Source organism: Sphaerisporangium rubeum (assembly GCF_014207705.1).
Taxonomy (GTDB): Bacteria; Actinomycetota; Actinomycetes; order Streptosporangiales; family Streptosporangiaceae; genus Sphaerisporangium; species Sphaerisporangium rubeum.
In genome coordinates this window covers 7,365,260-7,385,811 of the sequence record NZ_JACHIU010000001.1, presented here as the reverse complement: position 1 = coordinate 7,385,811, position 20,552 = coordinate 7,365,260, and the positions used below count along the sequence as shown (strand labels likewise).

At 70.2% G+C, this 20,552-nt stretch carries 18 protein-coding genes; 12 read left to right on the top strand and 6 right to left on the bottom strand.

Going from position 1 to position 20,552, the window contains the following annotated elements:
• Positions 1 to 10: 10 nt before the first annotated feature.
• From BJ992_RS33540 to BJ992_RS31390, 3 genes are all read right to left on the bottom strand, one after another.
• Positions 11 to 1,447: an ATP-binding protein gene (locus BJ992_RS33540; protein WP_184987154.1), complete on the bottom strand. Its 1,437-nt coding sequence runs from the start codon at positions 1,445 to 1,447 to the stop codon at positions 11 to 13.
• Between the two features lie 208 nt (positions 1,448 to 1,655).
• A complete protein-coding gene (locus BJ992_RS31395) occupies positions 1,656 to 3,023 on the bottom strand; it encodes a glycoside hydrolase family 6 protein (RefSeq protein ID WP_184987152.1) in 1,368 nt (455 codons plus the stop codon).
• Between the two features lie 208 nt (positions 3,024 to 3,231).
• The gene (locus tag BJ992_RS31390) at positions 3,232 to 3,759 is read right to left on the bottom strand and encodes an SRPBCC family protein (RefSeq protein WP_184987150.1); all 528 of its coding nucleotides are present in this window, start codon (positions 3,757 to 3,759) and stop codon (positions 3,232 to 3,234) included.
• Positions 3,760 to 4,106: 347 nt separating this feature from the next.
• On the opposite strand from BJ992_RS31390, the gene BJ992_RS31385 reads away from it, so the two are divergent.
• Positions 4,107 to 4,739, top strand: coding sequence for a GmrSD restriction endonuclease domain-containing protein (locus tag BJ992_RS31385; protein ID WP_184987148.1), 633 nt, complete (start codon positions 4,107 to 4,109; stop codon positions 4,737 to 4,739).
• Positions 4,740 to 4,788: 49 nt separating this feature from the next.
• Here BJ992_RS31385 and BJ992_RS31380 read toward each other — a convergent pair whose 3' ends face one another.
• Positions 4,789 to 5,046: a hypothetical protein gene (locus BJ992_RS31380; protein ID WP_184987146.1), complete on the bottom strand. Its 258-nt coding sequence runs from the start codon at positions 5,044 to 5,046 to the stop codon at positions 4,789 to 4,791.
• Between the two features lie 53 nt (positions 5,047 to 5,099).
• Positions 5,100 to 6,185 (bottom strand): MFS transporter, encoded by a 1,086-nt coding sequence (locus tag BJ992_RS31375; RefSeq protein WP_343072950.1) that lies wholly within the window; start codon positions 6,183 to 6,185, stop codon positions 5,100 to 5,102.
• Between the two features lie 203 nt (positions 6,186 to 6,388).
• Between BJ992_RS31375 and BJ992_RS31370 the strand changes: the two genes are divergently transcribed.
• The 5 genes from BJ992_RS31370 to BJ992_RS31350 all read left to right on the top strand — a co-directional run bounded on the left by BJ992_RS31370 (position 6,389) and on the right by BJ992_RS31350 (position 12,687).
• Positions 6,389 to 7,999 carry an ABC-F family ATP-binding cassette domain-containing protein gene (locus BJ992_RS31370; protein ID WP_343073001.1) on the top strand — a complete coding sequence of 537 codons (1,611 nt, stop codon included), beginning with the start codon at positions 6,389 to 6,391 and terminating at the stop codon, positions 7,997 to 7,999.
• A gap of 108 nt (positions 8,000 to 8,107) precedes the next feature.
• Positions 8,108 to 8,935, top strand: a complete 828-nt coding sequence (locus tag BJ992_RS31365; RefSeq protein ID WP_184987144.1) for an FxLYD domain-containing protein — start codon at positions 8,108 to 8,110, stop codon at positions 8,933 to 8,935.
• Between the two features lie 86 nt (positions 8,936 to 9,021).
• Positions 9,022 to 10,122, top strand: coding sequence for a saccharopine dehydrogenase family protein (locus tag BJ992_RS31360; RefSeq protein ID WP_184987142.1), 1,101 nt, complete (start codon positions 9,022 to 9,024; stop codon positions 10,120 to 10,122).
• 271 nt (positions 10,123 to 10,393) lie between these two features.
• Entirely contained in the window at positions 10,394 to 12,007 is a 1,614-nt protein-coding gene (locus BJ992_RS31355) for a sigma-70 family RNA polymerase sigma factor (RefSeq protein WP_184987140.1), read from the top strand.
• The gene (locus BJ992_RS31350) at positions 11,992 to 12,687 is read left to right on the top strand and encodes a hypothetical protein (RefSeq protein ID WP_184987138.1); all 696 of its coding nucleotides are present in this window, start codon (positions 11,992 to 11,994) and stop codon (positions 12,685 to 12,687) included. Before BJ992_RS31355 ends, BJ992_RS31350 begins: the two co-directional genes overlap by 16 nt.
• A 6-nt stretch (positions 12,688 to 12,693) precedes the next feature.
• On the opposite strand, the gene BJ992_RS31345 is transcribed toward BJ992_RS31350, so the two are convergent.
• Positions 12,694 to 13,191, bottom strand: a complete 498-nt coding sequence (locus BJ992_RS31345; RefSeq protein ID WP_184987136.1) for an inorganic diphosphatase — start codon at positions 13,189 to 13,191, stop codon at positions 12,694 to 12,696.
• A gap of 126 nt (positions 13,192 to 13,317) precedes the next feature.
• Here BJ992_RS31345 and dacB point away from each other — a divergent pair, with 126 nt between their 5' ends.
• The 6 genes from dacB to folE all read left to right on the top strand — a co-directional run bounded on the left by dacB (position 13,318) and on the right by folE (position 20,371).
• A complete protein-coding gene (gene dacB / locus BJ992_RS31340; protein WP_343072949.1) occupies positions 13,318 to 14,688 on the top strand; it encodes a D-alanyl-D-alanine carboxypeptidase/D-alanyl-D-alanine endopeptidase in 1,371 nt (456 codons plus the stop codon).
• A gap of 28 nt (positions 14,689 to 14,716) precedes the next feature.
• On the top strand, positions 14,717 to 15,808 hold the full coding sequence (locus BJ992_RS31335; protein WP_184987132.1) for a zinc-dependent metalloprotease: 1,092 nt from the start codon (positions 14,717 to 14,719) through the stop codon (positions 15,806 to 15,808).
• 136 nt (positions 15,809 to 15,944) lie between these two features.
• The gene (tilS, locus tag BJ992_RS31330; protein WP_184987130.1) at positions 15,945 to 16,922 is read left to right on the top strand and encodes a tRNA lysidine(34) synthetase TilS; all 978 of its coding nucleotides are present in this window, start codon (positions 15,945 to 15,947) and stop codon (positions 16,920 to 16,922) included.
• A 13-nt stretch (positions 16,923 to 16,935) separates the two neighbouring features.
• On the top strand, positions 16,936 to 17,493 hold the full coding sequence (gene hpt / locus BJ992_RS31325; protein WP_184987128.1) for a hypoxanthine phosphoribosyltransferase: 558 nt from the start codon (positions 16,936 to 16,938) through the stop codon (positions 17,491 to 17,493).
• Positions 17,494 to 17,770: 277 nt separating this feature from the next.
• The gene (gene ftsH / locus BJ992_RS31320) at positions 17,771 to 19,783 is read left to right on the top strand and encodes an ATP-dependent zinc metalloprotease FtsH (RefSeq protein WP_184987126.1); all 2,013 of its coding nucleotides are present in this window, start codon (positions 17,771 to 17,773) and stop codon (positions 19,781 to 19,783) included.
• Between the two features lie 18 nt (positions 19,784 to 19,801).
• Positions 19,802 to 20,371, top strand: coding sequence for a GTP cyclohydrolase I FolE (folE, locus tag BJ992_RS31315; RefSeq protein ID WP_184989418.1), 570 nt, complete (start codon positions 19,802 to 19,804; stop codon positions 20,369 to 20,371).
• Positions 20,372 to 20,552: the final 181 nt, after the last annotated feature.

The window sequence follows — 20,552 nt, the reverse complement described above, 5'->3', positions numbered from 1 at the left end:
CTCACCGCCGTCAACCGCTTGTGGCGGCGTCGGCACTGGGGTCGCTGTCCCCGCCGGCCGGGGACGTGCCGAGCGAGAGGGGACGGTGGGGTGCGGCGGGGATCAGGGGGAGGCGCAGGGCGAACCTCGCACCGTACGGGGAGTCCTCGACACGCAGGGTGCCGTCGTGCGCGAGAGCGATGTCGCGGGAGATGGCGAGGCCGAGGCCGCTGCCGCCGGGTTCGCGGCGCCGGCCCGATTCCAGGCGGACGAAGCGCTCGAAGACCCGTTCCCTGTCGGCCGGTGCGATGCCGTCGCCGTCGTCGGTCACGGTGATCACGGCGTACTCGTCGTCACGGCCGGCGGTCACCTCGATCCGGCTCTCGGCGTGCCGCCGCGCGTTGGCGAGGAGATTGCCGATGAGGCGGACGAGCTGGATCCTGCTGCCGCGCACGATCAGGCCGCGCGCGACGCGCATGTCCACAGGCGGGCCGCCGGCCATCGCCGTGACCTCGTCCTCGACCAGATCGCCGAGGTCCAGTGGCTCGTGCGCCGCCGGGTCGCCGGCCCGCAGCCTGGCCAGCACCAGCAGATCGTCGACGATCATCTCCAGGCGCCGGGTCACCAGCAGGGAATCCTGGATGGCCTGACGGGGGTCGACGTCACCGGGGTACATCATCGCCTCTTCCAGGCGGGTGCGCAGTCCTGTCAGCGGTGTCCGCAGCTCGTGTGAGGTGGTGGAGGCGAACCGGCTCTGCTGCCGCACCGCCTCCTCCAGCCGGTCGAGGGTCTGGTTGGCGGTGCACGCCAGGTTCGCGAACTCGTTGTGGCCGTGCGGCTCGGGGACCCGCAGGCTGAGGTCGCTCGCCGTGATCTCCGCCATGGTGGACCTGATGCCTTCCACGGTCCGCAGGGTGCGTCCGCCGACCCACCAGTTCCCCCAGGCGATCAGGCCTGTGAGCAGCAGGACTCCGCCGGCGGTCAGCCATTCGAGCAGGTGCGAGGCCAGGAGAGGCGGCTGGACCATCCCCGCGTAGACGAAGTGGGGGACGCCGTGCCAGATCTCCTTGGTCTCCAGCGGAGGCAGGCGGACGGCGGTGACCATGAGGCACCGGCCGTGCCTGGGGCAGACCACCTGGTCCTCGATCCGGTTGTCCGGAGGCGGCTGCGCGGTGCCGAGCGGCCGAAGGCGAGCCGCCGCCGGGGACGCCAGTTCCACATGGCCGTGAGAGTCGACGAGTTGCAGCAGGTTGACGCGGCCCTCCCCGGCGGGTAGCGGGGTGCTGCCGGGTTTGAAGGTGCCGACCCAGTTGGTCGCGGCGCGTTGCGCCTCCTGGTAGACGGCGGCCTCACCGCGGTCGAGTGCCAGGAAGTCGAGGCTGGCGCCGATCATCGACAGGAACAGCAACGACAGCGCGGTCACGGCGATCGTGGTGCGCGCGCGTATGGAGTCCGGGAGAAGCGACACGCACCCTCCGAGGTGAAAGCCCAGTTCAGATACATTTGGACGGTATCTACCGGCTTGGTATGGCTGCAATCGCGTGCCTGGCCCTGTACCGATACCAGGCGGGTGCGTTGCCGTACCGTGACGGTCGCTTTGCCGCCGGGCCGGCAGGCGGCCGGGAACGCGGCCGGGCCCCCGCGCGTGCGCGCGAGGGCCCGGAAGTGAAGCGGGATCAGGTGGTGCCGGTGCAGGTGAGCGAGGACGGGGTCTGGCTGTTGCCGTTGGCGAGGAACCCGAAGTTGGTCGTCGCGCCGGAACCGAGGTTGCCGTTGTAGCTGGCGTTGGTCACCGTGACGGAGCCGCCGCTGCCGCTGAGGGTGCCGTTCCAGACCTGCGTGATGGTCTGGCCACCGGAGAACGTCCACTGGACGCGCCAGCCGCGGATGGCCGAGGAGCCGTTGCGCACGGTGACCTCACCCTGGAAGCCGCCGGACCACGAGTTGGTGAGCGAGAAGGTCGCGGTGCAGCCCGCGCCACCGGTCGGGGTCGGAGTCGGCGTGGGGGTCGGGGTCGGCGTGGGAGTGGGGGTGGGGGTGGGGGTCGGCGTACGCGGCGGGGTCGGGGTGGGGGTGTTGGTGGGAGGCGGCGCGGCGATGGCCAGGTCGTAGGCCCGCTGCGGCACGAACTGCCCGGCGGGGGCGATGCAGCCGTCGGACTCACCCGGGGGCTTCACCCACAGGTAGGCCTCGATCTGGGAGTCGCCGGTCTGGTTGGTGCTCCAGGTGCCGGTGGCGCGGCCACCCGGGTCGCACCATTCGCTGCCCTGCGGCCCGTTGCCGTTGCGGCTGGTGTCGATGACGGCCTTCAGCCGGGAGTTGCCGATCGCGGACAGCACGCTCTTGGCGTACGACACCAGGCCGGGGGTGGACCGGTAGTTCGAGACGTTCACCGCGATGCCGTCGGCGCTGTTGGAGATGTCCGCGCCGTTGAGGCGGCTCGCGGCCTCACCGGCGTTGACCCAGGCGTCGTGGCCGATGTCGAAGAACACCTTGACCTGGGACGACGTGGAGCGGAACTTCTTGCCGGCGTACGCCATCGAGGCCTTGACCTCGTTCTGCTGCGAGGCGTTCATGCAGTTCGGCATGATCGCGAGCGCGTCCGGCTCCAGGATGATGATGGCGGGACGGCCGCCGAGGCCGAGCGCCACCTGGTCGATCCAGGCGCGGTAGGACGAGTGGTCGGGTGCGCCACCGGCGCTCGGGCCGCCGCAGTCGCGGTTCGGCATCTCGTAGACGACCATGATCGGGATCTTGCCGGCCGACGCGGCGGCGCTGACGTAGGAGTTCACCTCGCTGCGGACGGTGCTGGGGTTGTAGCTGGCGTACCAGCGGCCCTGCGGGACGGCGGCGATCCGGTCCCGGATCACGGCGGTCTTGCTGTCGTTGGGGTTCGCGGCCACCCACTTGGCGGCGCTCGTTGTGGGATCGGTGTAGTACACCGAATCGGCGGCCTGGGCGGCAGGGGTGAAGATCGCCATCCCCGCCGCGGCCGTGGCGGCCGCTGTCACGATGGCGGTCACCAGTGACCTTCTGCGAGACATGAATACTCCGTCCGAGGGGTATGTGGGAGCGCTCCCACTGCTCGGATAGTAGGAAGCATCGCCGGGTCTCCAGAAGAGCCGGTCACCTCGCCTTGGGTCCGCGAACCCTATCGCCGCAGGCGGGACCGGAATGAAACTTTGTCCCCATGTGAAAATTTCAGCACATCAGGTGTCCTGAGACTGTGATGTGTGCGGGCCATCGTCCTGTTCATGGCACGGTGTCCTGGCCTCCGGCGGATGCGACCATCGCGTCGAGTGTCTGGGTCATGTGGGTGCGCAGTTCGGTGAGGCGGACCTCCAGGATGATCGACGCGCTCTCCGGGCCGGCTTCGATGTAGTCGCGCAGCAGGCTCCGGCCGGGGCCGTGGACGAAGCTGTGGCGCACCAGGGTCTGCGTGGCGGACGCGGCGGGTTCCAGCTCGTAGCGCCAGGTGGAAGAAGGAAGAGCCGGATCGCGGTCGTCGAGGACGATCCAGGCGAAGGCGCGAGGCGGGTCGAGCTCGGTGATGGTGGACGTGGTGGTCCAGGCGGCGTCCTGGCGAAGGTTGCGGCACTGGAAGCGGGAACCCAGGCGTGGTTCCGCGGTGACGGGTTCGAGCCAGCCGATGTGGCGGCACTCGGGGCTCCAGTCGCTGATGCGGGGGATCTCGGTGATCAGATCCCAGAGGCGCGCAGGAGGCAGGGGGACGGTCATCTCCAGGTCTACTCGTGAACCGGTGACGCCGTAGTCGTCCATGCCGTCCTCCGCGCTTCGTCTTATATGGGGATTTCTAAGATGAACGATTGTGGCGGCGGTGACCAGGGGGACGGAGAAAACAGGGGCCCACCTGCGTTAACGAGATTTTCATGTGCCGTACTCCGAAGGCCGGCGGCCCCGGGAACGAGTGCGTAGCGGCATCGCGCCAGGCCAACGTCATGTGGTGCCAGGTTAAGGGCGATTTTCTCTAAATCTGACAGGTCTGACCAATCAATGTCTGATATTTCATGACTTCAGGAACTTAGCGACTCTCCGAGCTGTCTGACCGTTCCGTTCGCTGCCAGCCCCCAGCCTGGCCGGAACGGCGGACGGCAAGGAGAAGCCCCGTGAGGCGAGCCTTCGCCGGCGTCATCGCCGCCCTCACCGTCCTGATCCTCACCCTCACCCTCACCGCCGGGCCGGCGTCCGCCACGCCACCCAACATCCCCTCCGCGAGCACCGCCGCCGCGCGCCTCGCCACGCTCACCGTGACGGCCGAGTCCCACCAGTCGACGTACAACCGCGACCTTTTCCCGCACTGGATCACCATCTCCGGCGCCTGCAACACGCGAGAGTCGGTGCTCAAGCGGGACGGCACCGGCGTCGTCACCGACTCCTCGTGCGCCGCCACGTCGGGAAGCTGGTACAGCCCGTACGACGGCGCGACGTGGACCCAGGCGTCCGACGTCGACATCGACCACATGGTCCCGCTGGCCGAGGCCTGGCGCTCGGGAGCGTGGAGCTGGACGACCGCGAGGCGCCAGGAGTACGCCAACGACCTCGGCGGGCCCGAGCTGTGGGCCGTGACCGACAACGTCAACCAGGCCAAGGGCGACCAGGACCCGAGCACGTGGAAGCCGTCGCGCACCGCGTTCTGGTGCACCTACGCGCGCGCCTGGATCCAGGTGAAGTACTACTACGGGCTGAGCCTGCAGAGCTCGGAGAAGTCCGCGCTGACCACCATGCTCGGCTACTGCTGAGCACACGTCCCGGCTCCGCGGCACGCGGAGCCGGGACGGCGCGTGGCGCTCAGTCGTCCTCTTCGTCGTCGGAGGTGTAGGCGTCGAGCAGCTCACGGCGCAGCAGGTCGGTACGCACGGTGAGCGCGCCGAGCAGTTCCTCGTCGTTGAGCCCGTCGGTCCGGCGGAAGGCCCACGATGAGCGGCCCTCCTCGTCGAAACACTTGACCAGGACGATGGCGCCGAGCGCCGTCCACCCCTCAGGCAGCGGAGCGACCGTCAGCCCGCTCAGGGCCTCACCGACGGGGACGTAGTCATCGTCATCCACACTGGCCTCCCCTGGTGACACCCGTCCCGGCGATATCGATGAGGGGAATCCTGTCACGTCCGGGAACGGCCGCGGAGCCACAGGGTCGCCGCGACGAGCAGGTACGGCGCGGCGGCCAGCGCGAACAGCGGCCCCGGGCCGCTCCAGGTGGAACCGAGAGCGAAGGACGCGTACGCCAGGAGCGCGAACACCTCGGAGCCGAACCCCGCCATCGACGTGACGGTGGCTCTGGCCCGGTCGCCGATGGCGTCCTGCAGCCGCGCCTCGGCATTGGACGTCGCCCACTGGAAGACGCCGTACGCGGCCCCCACCAGCGCCAGTCCACCGGGACGGCCGCTCCAGGCCCCCGCCGCCAGGCACAGCGCGGCGGCGGCGAGCACCGGCGCCGTCCAGCGGACACCGCGTCCGGCGAACCACCCGCCGGCGGTGGCCGCGGCGGTCTCGAGCAGCATCAGCAGCGGCACGGTGGCCGCGCTCACGCCGGTCGCCGAGGCCAGCAGCGGGATGTACTCGTCGAGCGAGCCCACCCCCATGAGCACCACCAGCAGGACAAGGGCGCCGGCGGCGGCGGGCTCGCGCCGTGCCTCACGCAACCCTTCACGCAGCACCGCGAGATAGCCGTCCTCCGCCTCGCCGGGTGAGCGGGACTCCGGCAGCATGAGCCCCGCCAGCCCGCTCATCACGAGCACCGCCACGCTGGCGACGCCGAGTGCGGTGTACCCGCCTACGGCGATGACCGGAGCGGCCAGCGCGGTCGCGGCCAGCACGGCGGTGGTGCCGATGGCATGCGATCGTCCGATGAGCCGCGCGTAGGAACCCGCCGCGCCGAGACGGTCCAGCTCCTCGTAGACCAGAGCCTCAAGCGCACCGGAGCTCAGCGCGTTACCCGTTCCCCACAGCACGAAGCCGGCCGCGAACACGAGATAGGAGGGCAGGAACGTCCACAGCCCGAACCCCACGGCGGTCAGCAACGGCCCGGCCACCACCAGGCGGCGGCGCGAGAACGTGTCGGCCCACATGCCGGAAGGGATCTCGACGACGAACGACGTCACCGACCAGATGACGAAAAGCGAGGAGATCTCGGCCGTGGACAGCCCGTGCTCGGCGAAGAGCAACGCGTAGACCGGATACAGCAACACGAAGTCTTCGAGGAACCGGTACGCGTACAACCTGCGGGCCAGGCCCGCCTCAGGTCTAGATCAATGTCGGCGTCGCTTCATGGCCGCGACCCTACGGTCCAGGAGCCACAGAAGGAAAGGGATTTTCGGCTGCTGTGGATATCGGGATGCGTCGGGCCGGTCGCGCTAGGTACTCTCCGCGAGGAACAGTGGAGGGGATCGTCGTGGGGCATGTCGAGGTGGGACGCCTGACCTACGTGCTGCCGGACGGGCGGCCGTTGCTCAACGAAGTCTCCTTCCGGATCGGCGAGGGTGTGAAGGCCGCGCTCGTCGGCCCGAACGGCGCGGGCAAGACCACGCTGATGCGCCTGATCGCGGGGGACATCCGTCCCGTGGAGGGCGGCGTCACCAGCTCCGGCGGGCTCGGCGTGATGCGCCAGTTCATCGGCGGCCTGCGCGACGGCAGCAGTGTGCACCAGTTGCTCCTGTCGGTGGCACCCGGCCGTGTGCGCGAGGCGGCGCGGCGCCTTGAGGACGCCGAGCTCGCCATGACGGAGCGCGACGACGTCAAGACGCAGATGCGCTACGCGCAGGCGATCACCGACTACACCGACGCCGGCGGGTACGACATCGAGGTCCTCTGGGACACCTGCACGATGGCGGCGCTCGGCGCGCCGTACGACAACGTGAAGTACCGCGAGGTCGACACGCTGTCCGGCGGCGAGCAGAAACGGCTGGTGCTGGAGGCGCTGCTGCGCGGTCCCGACGGCACGCTCCTGCTCGACGAGCCGGACAACTACCTCGACGTGCCGGGCAAGCTGTGGCTCGAACAGGCGCTGCGCGAGACCACCAAGACGGTGCTGATGGTGTCGCACGACCGACAGTTGCTGGCCAACGCCGCCGACCGCATCGTCACCGTCGAGTCCGGCGGGGTGTGGATCCACGGCGGGGGCTTCGCGACGTACGCCGAGGCGCGCCGCGAGCGCAACGCGCGCCTCGACGAGCTGCGCCGCCGCTGGGACGAGGAGCACGCCAAGCTCAAGCGCCTGGTCGTCATGCTCAGGCAGAAGGCGACGTACAACGACGGCATGTCCGCCGCCTACCACGCCGCGCAGACACGGCTGCGCAAGTTCGAGGACGCCGGGCCACCCGAGCTCGCCCCCAAGGACCAGGAGATCAGCATGCGGCTGCGTGGCGGCCGCACCGGCAAACGGGCCGTCATCTGCGAGGGTCTGGAGCTCACGGGGCTGATGCGGCCGTTCGACCTGGAGGTCTGGTACGGCGAGCGGGTGGCGGTGCTCGGGTCCAACGGCTCGGGCAAGTCGCACTTCTTGCGCCTGACCGGCGGCGAGCAGGTCGCGCACAACGGCGTCCTGCGGCTCGGCGCGCGCGTCGTCCCCGGCCACTTCGCGCAGACCCACGCGCGGCCCGAGCTGCGGGGACGCACGCCGTGCGAGATCGTGATGACCGAGCACGCCAGGCTGAAGAACGAGGCGATGAAGGCCCTGGCCCGCTACGAGCTGGCCGGCGGCGTCGCCGAGCAGCGGTTCGAGACCCTGTCAGGCGGACAGCAGGCCCGGCTGCAGATCCTGCTGCTGGAACTGTCCGGCGCGACGCTGCTGCTGCTCGACGAGCCGACCGACAACCTCGACCTGGCGAGCGCCGAGGCGCTGCAGGACGGCCTGAACCAGTTCGACGGCACAGTGCTCGCCGTGACGCACGACCGGTGGTTCGCGGCGGACTTCGACCGCTACCTGGTCTTCGGCTCCGACGGCCGGGTGTACGAGTCCTCGGAACCGGTCTGGGACGAGGCCCGGGTGGTGCGCCGCCGTTGACCTGTTGAGCACAGGCCGGGTGGTTTCGTCGGTTTGGAACCGTAAAACTTCGCCAGATCGGCGCGTGTCGGAGGAGTCACGTCCGACTAACCGGGCTATGACGGCCTTGTGACCCAGCGTAGTCGAAAGACGACAGCACGCGGACTCGGCCTCGGGCTCGCCGCGGTGGCGGCGCTGCTCGCCGGGTGCGGCGGCGCGGACGAATCCGTGCCGAAGAACGCGATGAAGCCGCTCGTGATCAAGGAGCAGACCTCCGCAGTCACCCAGGGGACCGCGGGTTTCGTGGTCAACTGGGCCGGCGTCGTCGGCAACCCCAACCGGTGGCACTTCGGCGAGAACGTCGCGGCGACCGTGATCGGCAAGGACGCCGCCGGCAAGGAGGTGGTGCGCACCGAGCAGCCGCTGGATGCCGTGCCGCCGTCCGGCGTGCTGAAGTTCAGCGGCCAGGCCATCGCTTCGGCGCGGCCCGTGCAGGTCAAGCTGACCTTCACGCAGCCGAGGTGGCGGCGTGCGGCGCGCATACCGTCCGCGTTCGTGCCGTTCCCCATCTCGGCCGCCAACACCGAGAAGCTCGGCAACGGCTCGTACCTCGTGACCGGGGCCGTGGCCAACCCGTACCAGAAGGCCGCGACGAGCCTGGTGGTGACGGCGTTGCTGCGGGACAAGGACGGCAGGCTGCTCGGCGGCGCGAGCACGTACGTCGACGACGTGCGCACCGGCGCGCCGCGGCGGTTCGTGCTCACCGTGGAGGGGCTGAACGGCGTGGGGCCGGTGGCGCGCACCGAGATCGCGGCGCGCACCTGGGGGTCGAGCGCGCGGCCGTACGAGGAACTGGCGCTGAGCGGCGCGGTGTCCGCGCCGGCGGCCAAGCCGAAGTCGCCGCCGTTCGCCAACGACCGGGGGAATCAGGCCATGCCGGAGGATCACCGGCCGTGAGCGCCGGAACGGCGGTCGCGGCTCCGCGGGGTGACCCCGCGGCCCCGCTCTGGATCTTGAAAAGCTCGGGGAGTTACGGTACTTACATGACGTCCCCCCGGATTGTCCTTTTCGGCGCCACCGGGTACACCGGGCGGCTCACCGCGCGGGCCCTGCTGGCGTACGGCGCACAGCCCGTGCTCGCGGGCCGCGACCCGGTGCGGCTCGAGGAACTGGCGTCCTCCCTTCCTGTGGAACTTCCCACCGCGGTGGCGGACGTCGACCGGCCGGCCACGCTGCGGCGGCTCGTACGGCCCGGCGGTGTGCTCATCTCCACGGTGGGGCCGTTCACGCGCTGGGGTGAGCCGGCGGTCGAGGCGGCCATCCAGGCCGGCGCGGTGTATCTGGACTCGGCCGGTGAGCCGACGTTCATCCGGCGGATCTTCCAGCGGTACGGTCCGGCAGCCGCCGCGGCCGGCGCCACACTGGTCACCGCGTTCGGCTACGACTACGTGCCGGGGACGATCGCCGCGGCGCTCGCGCTGAAGAAGGCCGGCGACGACGCGGTGCGGGTGGACATCGGCTATTTCGTGCAGGGGAATATCGCTCGGCGGGCCAGCACGGGAACTCGCGCGTCGGCACTGGGGGCCATGCTGGAGCCCATGTACAGTTTCCGGGACGGCCGGATCATGCACCAGCACGGTCGTACTCGAGTTTTTCTCGTGAACGGCCGCAAGCGGCCAGGGTTGTCCATCGGCGCACTGGAGCATTTCGCGCTTCCGCGCACCCATTCCCGGCTGCGCGAGATCAATGTCTACATGGGCTGGCTCGGCGGTTTCACCCGGGCCGCCGGAGTGATGGCCCGCGCCACTCCGTACGTCGCTGCCGTTCCCGGCGCCAAGCGCGTCACTGAGGCGGTGGCCGACCGCGTGATCCGCTCGGCCGACCGTGACGGCCCGCCTGCGGTGTCCGGTCTGTCCACGACGGCGGTGGCCGAGGCGTACGACGCCGAGGGGAACCGGCTCGCGTCGGTGGAGCTCAGCGGGGGGGACCCGTACGAGGTGACCGCGCGGGTCCTCGCGTGGGGTGCCATCGCGGCGACGGCCGACGGGGTGTCGGGGCCCGGCGCGGTGGGGCCGGTGGAGGCGTTCGGCCTGGAACGGCTGCTCCGGGGATGCGCGGAGGCGGGCCTGCACCCCCTGCCGTGACCGGTGCGCGACCATGAATAATTCTCAATGCCAATGCCATGTCGTAAAACATGCGGTAAATCGTGCCGTTAAAGGGGTTTGAAGACGGCGATATCAGCATCTCGCGGATGTCTGAGCAGGTGCGGCGAATGGCCGTTTCGCCGTGCTGATGACGGTAGTGGAGAAATATCCGCCACGTGTTCGGCTCTCTTCATCACGGTCTTAACACAACACCGGTCAACCTGCGGGAAAAGCTGGAGCGACCAGTTACCAAGCATTTACTGTCGGTCACATGAATGACAGCGACCTGGTCGAGGCTCTGCGTGCCCGCGATCCCGGTGCTCTCGCCACCCTCTACGACACCTACGCCGAGGGCATCTACCGCTACGCCTGGGCCATGCTCCACAACATCGACGGTGCCGGAGTCGCGCTGCGCGACACACTGATCGCGGCGGAGGCGCACGTCCACGCGCTCGCCGACCACGACAGGCTCCGCGTCTGGCTGTACGCACTGGCGAGAGGCGAGTGCCTGCGCCGCAGGCAGGTCCCGCACACCGGCGACCCCGGCGACCCCGGCGACCCCGGCGACCCCGGCGACAGGGACCCCGCCACGGACGCCACGGTGCCGGGCATGCCGGTGTCCGCGGCGACCGACGACGCCGGCATGCGGCAGGTGGCGATCGCGGCGGTCGACGGCATGCCGGAGGACGAGCGCGAGGTCCTCGACCTGCTCACCCGGCACGACATCCCCGAGACCGAGCTGCCGGCCCTGCTCGCGATCTCACCCGAGCAGGCCGAGGAGCTGCGCGACACCGCGTCGCTGCGGCTGCAGGACCTCGTCATGGCCGAGATCGCCGCGCGGGCCCCGGCGGGGGTCTGCGCCGACCGTGACGCGTTGCTGCACGCCGAGCACGGAGACGCTCTGGACGACGAAAGACGCGCTCTGCTGCTCCTCCACGTCGGCGAGTGCGAGCGCTGCGCGCCGTACGGCGAGCGGCAGATGTCCGCGGCCGAGATCTTCGCGCTGCTGCCGGCCCCCGAGCTGCCCGAGACCCTGCGCGTGCGGGTGATGAGCTGCTTCATCGACCCCGAGCTCGTGCCGTACCGTCGCTTCGTCGCGCGCCGTGCCGGTCTGCTGGACGGTGACGGGTTTCCCATGCCGGACGCCGGGCCGCGGCACCGTCCTCGGTTACTTGCTGGCACTGTGGCGGCGATCGCGATCGTCACCACCGCCCTAGTGCTCGTCAACGAGATCAGCGGGGCCGCCGAGCCGGTCTCCGGCGCGATCCCCGGCCGCGGCGTCACCGGCCTTCCCCGCGCCGGCGACCCCACGGCCGAGGCCGGCCGTTCCGGCACCGCACCGGGTACCGGCACCCCGGCCGCCGGCCGGCCGACCCTGACCCCGGTCGCTCCCTCCGCCACCGCGAGACGCCACCAGGTCGTGGTCCCCGTCGCCGTGCGCCACCCCACGGGGCCGACGGCCGTGCCGGCCGTCCCGGTGCCGCCGCCGGTCCGCCGCACGCCGACGGCGCCGCCTCGCGTCACCCCGCGGCCGGCACCGTCGGCGACCCTGGCCCCCACGTCTCCCTCGACGACCCCGACCGCGGCCCTCCCCACCGCTCCACCGACCATGACCCCGCCGGCCCCGTCCGCCTCAACCTCTCCGCTGCGCCGTCACGGCACCCCCAAGGGCCGGCACACCTGCGCCACTCCTGCGGCCACCCCGGCCCACGTCCCCCGCCGCGCCGCGCCGTCCTTCGGCGCCGTCACCCGGTCACCCTGGTTCGGCGGGCACCGCCACGGGGCCTTTCCCACGGCCGGCCACCGCCAGATCTCGGCGCGGTGGCCGTTCCCGCACGGCACCCCGGAGACGGGCCGGGCCTTCCTGCCGTGGTCACGCGGCTGACACACGTCCGACGCGATCCGCCGCGGGTCGCGTACACGATCAGGGACGATCCGCACCTCGGCACGCGGGTGTACCCCCGGCCGGTCCCACCCGGGCTGGCCGGGCTCGCGCCGCGGGTGCACCGGGCCGACTGGCCGGTGTGGCTCGGGCCGGCGCCGCGCACATCGAGGGACGTCCTTGAGCTGTGCCGCCTGCAGACCGCACGCGGGCTGGCCGTGCTGGCATGGCTGGCCGGCGCCGGCGTCCCCGATGACATCGGCTGGCTCTGGCCGGGCTGCCGGCTCTCCGGGGCACGGCAGCAGCTCATGTACGGCGCCGCCGCCGCCGTCCCCGGCCCTGTGCTCGGCCTGGTCGTCGCCAACTGGACCTGGGTGCTCGACACCCGCCTCGCCGGCCAGGTGACCGCGCCGTACCTCGCGGGCACCGCCTACCCCGACGACGGCTTCACCGCCGCGCAGGCCACCGTGACCCTCACGCGGATCTGGGAACGTCACCAGGCGGCCCGTCCCGCGCTCGGCGCCGCGTGGGCCGTGACCCGCACGGTGGCCGACTGGTACAAGGCCGCCGAGCTCCACGCCACCCACGGCCACGACGCGCCGGTCTTCACCTACCCCCGTGGGCCGCTCCCGCCGCCAGGCGAGTCACGGCCCTGGATCACCCGGCTCCTGCGCCTGGCCTGAGCGCCGTCAGTGCACGGCGTCCGGTGAGTCGAGATGCCGCTTGATGGAGCGCTGGATCTCGACCTCGGCCTCCACACGTCCCACCCAGTTGGCACCCTCGACGGACTTGCCGGGCTCCAGATCCTTGTAGACCTCGAAGAAGTGCTGGATCTCCAGCCGGTCGAACTCCGGCACGTGATGGATGTCCCGGATGTGCTCCATGCGCGGGTCGGTCGCCGGGACGCACAGCACCTTGTCGTCCCCGCCTTTCTCGTCCGTCATGCGGAACATGCCGACCGCGCGGCAACTGATGAGGCAACCGGGGAACGTCGGCTCCTGCAGCAGCACGAGCGCGTCGAGCGGGTCGCCGTCCTCACCGAGGGTGTTCTCGATGAAGCCGTAGTCGGCGGGGTACTGCGTGGAGGTGAACAGCAAGCGGTCCAGCCGGATGCGGCCCGTCTTGTGATCCACCTCGTACTTGTTGCGTTGCCCTTTCGGGATCTCAACGACAACGTCGAACTCCACCGCGGTTCCTCCGCTCAGCCCACCGGGCAGTCCCGGATGGGCATTAATGTCTCGTAGGCGTATATCCAGGATGACGCATGCGGGAAAGGGGCCGGTGACGTGGTGCACCGCGAACGCTTGGTCGCTGTGGCGACGCTCGCCGCCCTGCAGGTGTTCGCCGCGGCCGCCGGCGCGTCCCTGCTCGCCGGCGACACGCTGGGTACGACACGCCGTCCCCCCGCCGTGGCGGCCTCCCCCACCCGCGCTCCCGTGCCCATTGTGACGTCAGAACCGGTGCTCGCGCCGGAAAGCCAGGGAGCCGCCCCTGCCAAGGCCGCGCTCGGGGCGAGGCTCGCTCCGGCGCTCGGGGACCGCGCGCTCGGCGGGAACGTCGCCGCGGTGGCGGTCGACGTCGCCAGCGGCGACCGGTTGTTCGGCAGCCGCGCCGACCAGGGTCTCACTCCGGCGTCCACCACCAAAGTGGTGACGGCCGTCGCCGCGCTCACGTCCCTCGGTCCCGACACCAAGATCACCACACGGGTGGTCTCGGGGAAGGGCCGGTCGATCGTCCTGGTCGGCGGTGGCGACGTGATGCTTGCCGGGCCCAAGGCGGACAAGGGTGGATATCCGCGGACCGCCACGCTCGCCACGCTGGCCGCGCGCACCGCCAAGGCGCTCAAGGAGCAGGGAGTGACATCGGTCACCCTGAGCTACGACGACTCGCTGTTCTCCGGTCCGAGGACCGCGCCGGGGTGGAAACCCGGGTACGTCCCCGAAGGCAGCGTCGCGCCGGTGTCCGCGCTCACCATGGACGAGGGACGGGTGAACCCGGGCAAGGACGCCAGGTATCCCGACCCGGCGGGGGCCACCGCCGGCGCGTTCCGCACCCTGCTGGCCAAGAGCGGCGTGAAGGTGGCAGGGCCGGTCAAGCGCGAGCGGGCCGCCTCGGGGGCCGGGGAGCTGGCCAAGGTCGAGTCGGCGCCGGTGTACGAGCTGGTCGAGCACATGCTCACCGTGAGCGACAACGACATGGCGGAAGCACTGACCCATCTTGTCGCGATCAAGGAGGGCAGGCCGGGCAGCTTCGCCGGCGGCTCGCAGGCCGTACAGGCGATCTTGAAGAAGCTCGGCGCCGCGCAGGGGATCACCACCTACGACGGGAGCGGCCTTTCCACACGCAACCGCATCACACCGGCGGCGCTCGCGCGGCTCGTGTCCCTGGCCGCCGCGCCGGGCAACCCGCACCTCCGGTCGGCGATCAGCGGACTGCCTGTGGCGGGTTTCACCGGCACGCTGGGCAACCGGTACGGCCGGTCCGACACGCGGCAGGGTGCGGGCATGGTGCGCGCCAAAACGGGCACCTTGAACGGGGTGAACACACTCACCGGCCTGGCGAGGACCACCGACGGCCGGCTTGTCGCGTTCGCTTTCATGGCCGACGATGTGGCCGATCCGCAGGGCGCCATGGCCGCGCTCGACCGGCTCGCCACCCTCGTCTCCCGATGCGGCTGCTCATGAACACGCCGCGCGACGTACGGTGGTGAACATGCAGGTGATCGACTGGGACCTGGCCGTCGCGACCGGTGTCCGTCTTGTCCGTCCAGGTCCGCAGGTGAGCCGAGAGGAGGCCAGGCATGCCGTCCAGGAGCTCAGGCGGCTTTCCAGAGAAGCCGAGGTGCACGTCCAGGAGTTCGCGCGCATCAACGGCGCCGCGGCCCCCGTCGAGGCCACCGTCGTCGACCGTCCCGGCTGGATCAGGGCCAACGTCGACGGTTTCCGCGTCGTCCTTGAGCCACTGACCGAGAAGGTCAACGAACGGCGATCCCAGATCCCCGCCATAGTCGGCGCCGTGGGGTCCCGGGTCACCGGAGTCGAGGTAGGCGCGGTGCTGGCCTTCCTGGCGGCCCGCGTGCTCGGCCAGTACGAGCTGTTCCTCCCCCCCGACCCGAGCGGCCAGGCACCCACCGGCCGGCTCACCCTGGTCGCCCCCAACATCGTCCACACCGAGCGCGAGCTAGGCGTCGTCCCCCGCGACTTCCGCCTCTGGGTCTGCCTCCACGAGGAGACCCACCGCGTGCAGTTCACCGGTGTCCCCTGGCTGAGGGAGTACGTCCGCGGCCAGATGACCGAGTTCCTGCTGGCCTCCGACCTCGACCTCGGCACCATGCTGGAACGCCTGCGCGCCGCCTCCGACGCCGTGGCCGACGCCATCAAGGGCGGCGAGGGCAACCTGATCGACGCCATCCAGACCCCCGAGCAAAAAGAGATCCTCTCCCGCCTGACCGCCGTGATGACCCTGGTCGAAGGCCACGGCGACTACGTCATGGACGCCGTGGGCCCCTCCGTGGTCCCCTCGGTGGCCGAGATCCGCGCCAAGTTCCAGCACCGCAGAGAAGGCGGCTCCCGCCTCGACCGCACCATCCGCCGCCTCCTTGGTGTCGACCTCAAGATGAAGCAATACGCCGAAGGCTCCACCTTCGTCCGCCAGGTGGTGAACGAAATCGGCATAGACGGCTTCAACCGAGTCTGGCACTCCCCAGAAACCCTCCCCACCCACACCGAAATAGCCGACCCCACCCTCTGGCTGACCCGAGTAGGCACCCCCAAAGAACTCCCCAGCCCCAACGGCCACAGCTGACCCACCCCACCCACCACCGTCCCGTCGCCTCTCGCCGCGGCATTGAGCAGGTCCCTTACGTGGCACCGCGGCGGGACGTGGCACGGCGATTCCGGCGACGGCCTGCGGTGGTGAACCGGTGGGGGAGACTAGGGGGATGGGGCCGCATCCTGCCGTGGCTGAGATTCGCCGGGCTGTTCGAGGGGTGCTCGACGGGGTGCCGGAGGGTGCTCTGGTGTTGGTGGCTTGTAGTGGGGGTGGGGACTCGCTGGCGTTGGCGGCGGGGGTGGGGTTCGTGGGGGCTCGGGTGGGGATGCGGGTGGGGGTGGTGAGTGTCGATCATGGGCTGCAGGAGGGGTCGGCGGAGCGGGCTCGGGACGTCGTGCGGGTGGGGAAGGAGCTCGGGCTTGATCCGGCCGAGGTGCTGACGGTCTCGGTCGGCAGGGAAGGGGGGCCGGAGGCGGCGGCGCGGCAGGCGCGGTACGCGGCGCTGGGGGAGGCGGCGGTCAGGTTGGGAGCCAGTGCGGTGCTGCTCGGGCACACATTGGACGACCAGGCCGAGACGGTGCTGATGCGGCTCGCGCGGGGGAGCGGGACGCGGTCGCTGGCGGGGATGCCGGCCGTTTCGGGGATCTACCGCAGGCCGCTGCTGAAGATCAGCCGCGCGACCACCAGAGCGGCGTGCGAAGCCCTGGGTCTCGTGCCGTGGGACGATCCGCACAACGAGGATCCCGCTTACACCAGGGTGAGGGTACGGCACGAGGTCCTGCCGGTCCTGGAGCGCGCGATAGGCCCGGGGGTGGCCGAGGCGCTGGCGAGGACGGCCTCGCTGTGCAGGGACGACGCGGATGCGCTCGACCTGTGGGCCGACGAGGTGTACGCGCGGGCCCGCTCGCTCGGCGAGGGGCTGAGGGCCGCGGACCTGGGTGACCTGCCCGGCGCGGTGCGCCGCAGGGTGATCCTGCGGGCCGCGCTCGACGCGGGTGCGGACCGGGCCGCGCTCGGGGCCGCGCACATCGAGCAGGTGGAGCGGCTGGTGACCGCGTGGCGGGGCCAGCGCCTGGTAGAGCTACCCGGGGGGGTGGGAGTCGTACGGCGGTATGGCACCCTGATATTCGCCAGCACCGTCTCGTGAAGGAAAATCCCTGGTGGACGCAGCCGACATGGGCAGGGACCTGGAAAAGGTCCTCATCTCCGAGGAAGAACTCCAGACCAAGATCAAGGAGCTCGCCGGGCAGATAGACGAGGACTACGCGGGCAAGAACCTCCTCATCGTCGGGGTGCTCAAAGGCGCCGTCATGGTCATGGCGGACCTCGCACGTGCCCTGCACATCGAGGTCCAGATGGACTGGATGGCCGTGTCGTCGTACGGCGCGGGCACCAAGTCGTCCGGCGTCGTGCGCACTCTCAAGGACCTCGACACCGACATCGCCGACCGGCACGTCCTCGTCGTGGAGGACATCATCGACTCCGGCCTGACCCTGTCGTGGCTGATCCACAACCTCAGGTCCCGCCGTCCCGCCTCCGTGGAGATCTGCACGCTGCTCCGCAAGCCAGAGGCGGTGAAGGTCCCGATCGATGTGAAATATGTCGGTTTCGACATCCCCAACGAGTTCGTGATCGGTTACGGCCTCGACTACGCCGAGCGGTTCCGCAATCTGCCTTTCATCGGCACGCTCGCCCGCCATGTCTACAGTCCGGAGTAAGCCCTGAGCGAAGCGGGCATTCGCCAACTGGGGTGATGCCCCGTTTTTCCGCCTCCTCGTGGGGAACACGGGACTCCCTGGCGTACGTTGGTAGGACAAAGCCGGTGCGCCGGCGCAGTGACCCTGCGCGGCCTTCCGGTGTACCTTCGGATCTTCCGGGGAGCCCGCGCTCCCTGGGGTTTCACGAGGGAGCGGTTCGGGATGCCGCTACCCCCGGGTTCGCCCGGGGCCAGGCCGTGCTGAGGGAAGGGACGGGCCCGCAGGGGTTCCGCATCGGATGGATCTCAAGCGATTTACACGTGGGCCACTGCTGTGGATCCTGGGCATCGTGGTGCTGCTCCTCCTGGCCTCCACGTTCTGGAGCGGCAACAGCAACTATGCCCAGAGGGACACTTCGTTCGTCATCAGCCAGATCCAGAAGGGCACCGTCGACAACGCGGTAATCGTCGACAAGGACCAGCGGATCGAGATCAAGACGAAGACGAAGATCGACGGTGAGGACCGCTTCTTCGCGAACTGGGTGCAGGGCCAGGGTGTCGAGCTGCAGAAGCAGCTCCAGGCGCAGGCCGACGCCGGCCGCCTCCCCGGCGGATACAAGGTCACCGTGCCGACCGAGAACTTCCTGGTCGGGCTGCTGGTCAGCTTCCTGCCGATCGTCGTCATCGTCCTGATCTTCCTGTTCATCATGAACCAGATGCAGGGCGGCGGCTCTCGGGTGATGAACTTCGGCAAGTCCAAGGCCAAGCTGATCACCAAGGACACCCCGAAGACCACCTTCGCCGACGTCGCGGGGGCCGACGAGGCCATCGAGGAGCTCCAGGAGATCAAGGAGTTCCTCCAGGCCCCGGCCAAGTTCCAGGCCATCGGCGCCAAGATCCCCAAGGGTGTGCTGCTGTACGGCCCGCCGGGCACCGGCAAGACCCTGCTCGCCCGCGCGGTCGCGGGTGAGGCGGGGGTGCCGTTCTACTCCATCTCCGGCTCCGACTTCGTCGAGATGTTCGTCGGTGTCGGCGCCTCCCGGGTCCGCGACCTGTTCGAGCAGGCCAAGGCCAACGCTCCGGCGATCATCTTCATCGACGAGATCGACGCCGTCGGCCGGCACCGCGGGGCCGGGCTCGGCGGCGGCCACGACGAGCGCGAGCAGACCCTCAACCAGCTTCTGGTCGAGATGGACGGTTTCGACGTCAAGGGCGGCGTCATCCTGATCGCGGCCACCAACCGGCCCGACATCCTCGACCCCGCGCTGCTGCGTCCGGGCCGCTTCGACCGCCAGGTCGTCATCGACCGGCCCGACCTCGAGGGCCGCAAGGGCATCCTGCGGGTGCACGCGCGCGGCAAGCCCTTCGCTCAGGACGTCGACCTCGACGTCATCGCGCGCCGCACCCCCGGCTTCACCGGCGCGGACCTCGCCAACGTCATCAACGAGGCGGCGCTGCTCACGGCCAGGCAGGACCAGAAGCTCATCACGATGGCTCTGCTCGAGGAGTCCATCGACCGCGTGATGGCCGGTCCCGAGCGCCGCAGCCGCGTCATGTCCGACCAGGAAAAGAAGATCATCGCGTACCACGAGGGCGGCCACGCGCTGGTCGCGCACGCGCTGCCCAACTCCGACCCGGTACACAAGATCACCATCTTGTCCCGTGGCCGCGCGCTCGGCTACACGATGACCCTCCCCATGGAGGACAAGTTCCTCGCCACCCGCTCCGAGATGCTCGACCAGCTCGCCATGCTGCTCGGCGGACGCACCGCCGAGGAGCTGGTGTTCCACGAGCCCACCACCGGCGCGGCCAACGACATCGAGAAGGCCACGTCGATCGCTCGCCGCATGGTGACCGAGTACGGCATGAGCGAGCACCTCGGTGCGCGCAAGTTCGGCTCGGGTAACAGCGAGGTCTTCCTCGGCCGCGACATGGGCCACGAGCGCGACTACTCCGAGAAGATCGCCTCCACGATCGACGAGGAGGTTCGCCGGCTCATCGAGGCCGGTCACGACCAGGCCTGGGAGATCCTCGTCCAGTACCGCGACGTGCTCGACAACCTCGTGCTGGAGCTCATGGACAAGGAGACGCTGTCCCGCGAGCAGGTGCTCCAGATCTTCGAGCCGGTCGTCGTGAAGGAGAAGCGTCCTTCGTACTCCGGGTACGGCAAGCGGCTGCCGTCCGACCGGCCGCCGATCCTGACCCCGCGCGAGATGGCGGGGAACGGCAAGAGCGCCATCCAGGCGGCCACTCCCATCCAGCCGGGGCTGCTCGGCGGCAACGACCGTCCCACGCCGCAGGACGAGGTCTGACGAGTGACCGAACCGCTCATGGTCGACTCCGAGCGGATCGAGAAGGCCGTCCGCGAGATCCTCATCGCCATCGGTGAGGATCCGGATCGCGACGGCCTTCTCGACACTCCTTCGCGGGTGGCCCGTGCGTACGCCGAGCAGTTCGCCGGGCTCGGCCAGGCTCCTGAGGACGTCCTGACGACCGTCTTCGACGCCGACCACGACGAGATGGTGCTCGTGAAGGACATCGAGGTGTTCTCCACCTGCGAGCACCATCTGGTGCCGTTCCACGGCGTCGCGCACGTCGGCTACGTGCCGAACGACAAGGGCCAGATCACCGGCCTGTCCAAGCTCGCCAGGCTGGTGGACGTCTACGCGCGCCGTCCGCAGGTCCAGGAGCGCATGACGTCGCAGATCGCCGACGCGCTCATGAGCGTGCTCGCGCCGCGCGGCGTGATCGTCGTGATCGAGGCCGAGCACCTGTGCATGACCATGCGCGGCGTGCGCAAACCCGGCGCCAAGACCATCACCTCGGCGGTACGCGGCGACTTCCGCGACAGCGAGAAGACCCGCGCCGAGGCCATGGCCCTCATCCTCGGCCGCCGCTGACCCCGGGCCGGGGCCCCGAGGGCTCTCCCTCACCGACGAGCAGCGAGAGTATGTGCGCGCCTGCACGGACACGGATCGGCTCCCTCATCCTTGGCCGCCGCTGACCCGGGCCCCGGCTGCTCGCCGGCCCGGCCTGCCGGCGGCGCTCGCGGTGCGGTTTGACCGCCGGGTCGAGATCTGT